The organism is Pseudomonas sp. BS-2016 (assembly GCF_001806145.1).
In the GTDB taxonomy this organism is placed as follows: Bacteria; Pseudomonadota; Gammaproteobacteria; order Pseudomonadales; family Pseudomonadaceae; genus Aquipseudomonas; species Aquipseudomonas lundensis.
On the sequence record NZ_MLCT01000206.1, the window covers coordinates 1 to 1689 of the forward strand.

Here is a 1689-nt window from a genome sequence, read left to right on the forward strand (position 1 = left end):
TGGTTTCGGCAAGATCTTCTATCGCCGTCGTCGCCGTCGCGTAAAGCGCAAGAGCGGCAACCTCGACGACTTCTGCCGTCGTTGGGGCGGTGACTACAAGTACATGGTCGTTCTTGACGCTGACTCTGTGATGAGCGGCGAGTGCCTGACCAGCCTGGTGCGCCTGATGGAAGCCACGCCGGATGCCGGGATTATCCAGACCGCGCCGCGTGCGTCGGGCATGGACACCCTGTATGCGCGTATGCAGCAGTTCGCCACTCGCGTCTATGGCCCGTTGTTTACCGCCGGCCTGCACTTCTGGCAGTTGGGTGAATCCCACTACTGGGGCCACAACGCCATTATCCGTATGAAGCCGTTTATCGAGCACTGCGCCCTGGCGCCGCTGCCCGGTAAAGGCGCGTTTGCCGGTGCGATCCTCTCCCACGACTTCGTTGAAGCCGCGCTGATGCGCCGTGCCGGCTGGGGCGTGTGGATTGCGTACGACCTGCCGGGCAGCTACGAAGAACTGCCGCCGAACCTGCTGGACGAACTCAAGCGTGACCGTCGCTGGTGCCACGGTAACCTGATGAACTTCCGCCTGTTCCTGGTCAAAGGCATGCACCCGGTGCACCGTGCGGTGTTCCTCACCGGCGTGATGTCCTACCTGTCGGCGCCGTTGTGGTTCTTCTTCCTGGTGTTGTCCACGGCCTTGCTGGCGGTGAACACCCTGATGGAACCGCAATACTTCATGGCGCCGCGCCAGTTGTACCCGCTGTGGCCACAATGGCACCCGGACAAGGCGGTGGCGCTGTTCTCCACCACCATCGTGCTGTTGTTCCTGCCTAAACTGCTCAGCATCATCTTGATCTGGGCCAAGGGCGCCAAAGAGTTCGGTGGCAAGTTCAAGGTGACCCTGTCGATGCTGCTGGAGATGTTGTTCTCCATGCTGCTGGCGCCAGTGCGGATGATCTTCCACACCCGTTTCGTCCTCGCCGCCTTCCTCGGCTGGGCCGCAACCTGGAACTCGCCGCAACGTGACGATGACTCCACGCCATGGAGCGAAGCGGTCAAGCGCCACGGTCCGCAAACCGTGCTGGGCTTCCTGTGGGCGCTGCTGGTGGTGTGGCTGAACCCGAGCTTCCTGTGGTGGCTGGTGCCGATTGTCGGCTCGCTGATGCTGTCGATCCCGGTGTCGGTGATTTCCAGCCGGGTCAAGCTGGGCCTCAAGTCCCGCGACGAGAGCCTGTTCCTGATCCCTGAGGAATACAACCCGCCGCAAGCCTTGCTGTCGACCGAGAAGTACACCCACGAAAACCGTTGGCACGCCCTCAACGACGGCTTTGTGCGTTCGGTGGTAGACCCACAGCAGAACGCCTTGGCCTGCGCCTTGGCGACCTCGCGGCACCGTGAGGCCGAGCCCATCGAATACCTGCGCATGGAACGGGTTCGCCACGCGTTGAAAGTCGGCCCGGCCGGCCTCAACAACAGCGAACGCCTGGCCTTGCTCAGCGACCCGGTGGCCCTGGCTCGCCTGCATGAGCAGGTGTGGAGCGAAGGCCACGTCGAGTGGCTAGGCGCTTGGCGTGCCTCGATCAAGGCCGATCCGCACGCGCCGTTGCTGCCCCTGCAACCACAGTCGTCCCAGGCCCAACCGGCCTGATTCAGGCACCCCCGAAGGCTCACTTCGGGGGTGTTTCAAACGTTGGTCCT

The 1689-nt window shown here is 63.0% G+C and carries 1 pseudogene; it reads left to right on the forward strand.

The window, feature by feature from the left end:
* A pseudogene (mdoH, locus tag BKD70_RS23825) lies at positions 1-1689 on the forward strand (glucans biosynthesis glucosyltransferase MdoH); the annotation flags it as partial.